We start from the raw sequence: 1,318 nt of genomic DNA on the forward strand, positions 1-1,318 counted from the left end.
GTCCCGGGCCGGGGCCCGGTGCCGGGGTCGGGCTGGGCGGCACCGGGTCACGGGGCGGCGTCCCCATGGACACCTCCGCCCCTGGCGGCGACGGGGGGCGGGTGGGCGTGCAGCTCTTCGGATGCGTCACGGGATACGTCCGATCGTCGTCCGGGAACCGGCGGCAGGACCGTCCGGCCCGGCACCCTTCGTGGTGCCGGCCGCGCGGGGCGCCGCCTCACGGCAGCACGCGCGGTATCCCGCGCCTACCCGCGTCGCCGGGCCGCAGACACACGAGTCCCAGCAGGACCCGGGTGACCGGAACCCGGGTGACCGGAACCCGGGCGACGGGACCCCGGTGACCGGGGAACCGCCCGGGCCACTGCCGCCGAGCGGCCCTGCCGGAAGGCACGTACGGGTGACAAGGACAGCGGGGTGCCCGCGCTCCCCCGCGGGCCTCGCGAAACATCTCTGGCGGCCGGTCACACACCGGCCCCGCACCGCCGATGCGGCCGGGTGACCCCCCGTGCCGTGCCGTGGCACACCGGTCCGTCGCAGGGAGCCCCCGTGCACGTCCTGCTCGTCGCGAGCGCCTTCAACAGTCTCACCCAGCGGGTCCACGCCGAGCTCCGCGATCGCGGCCACGGCGTCGCCGTGGAACTGGCGCTCCCTCCGGCCGATCTGGCGGCGTCCGTCCGGCGCCACCGCCCCGACCTGATCGTCGCGCCGATGCTGACCTCGGCCGTGCCGGAGGAGGTCTGGTCCGCCCACACCTGCCTGATCGTGCACCCCGGCCCGGTCGGGGACCGGGGTCCTTCCTCGCTCGACCGGGCGGTACTGGACGGGGTCCCACGGTGGGGCGTCACCGTCCTGCAGGCCAATGCCGAGATGGACGCCGGCGACGTATGGGCCTCGGTGGAGTGCCCGGGGCCGGACCGGGCCGGGTCCAAGAGCGTCTGGTACCGGGGCGAGGTGGCCGACGCGGCCCTGGAGGCGGTCCTGCTCGCCGTGGACCGCTTCGCCTCCGGAACGTACGTCCCCGAGCCGCAGACCGGGGGCCGGGCACGCCCCCTGGTGCGCCAGGAGCACCGCCGGATCGACTGGCTGCGGGACGGCACCGAGCGGGTGCTGCGCACCCTGCGCGCGGCGGACTCCCGGCCCGGCGTACGGGACGAGCTGCTCGGCGGTTCCTGGTACCTGCACGGCGGCCACCCGGAGGACCGGCTGCGCGGCCGCCCCGGCGAACTGCTGGCCACCCGGGCGGGGGCGATCTGCCGGGCCACCGTCGACGGGGCCGTGTGGATCCCGGAGCTGCGGGCCCACCGCGCCCCGGGGGAGC

At 77.2% G+C, this 1,318-nt stretch carries 1 protein-coding gene; it reads left to right on the plus strand.

Features of this window, described 5'->3' with window-relative positions; all coding sequences use genetic code 11:
* Positions 1–546 precede the first annotated feature (546 nt).
* Positions 547–1,318 (plus strand): formyltransferase family protein (locus ABZY57_RS32760; RefSeq protein WP_356518192.1); only part of this gene is annotated, 772 nt, incomplete at its 3' end.

The organism is Streptomyces sp. NPDC006450 (assembly GCF_040612195.1).
Lineage (GTDB): Bacteria > Actinomycetota > Actinomycetes > Streptomycetales > Streptomycetaceae > Streptomyces.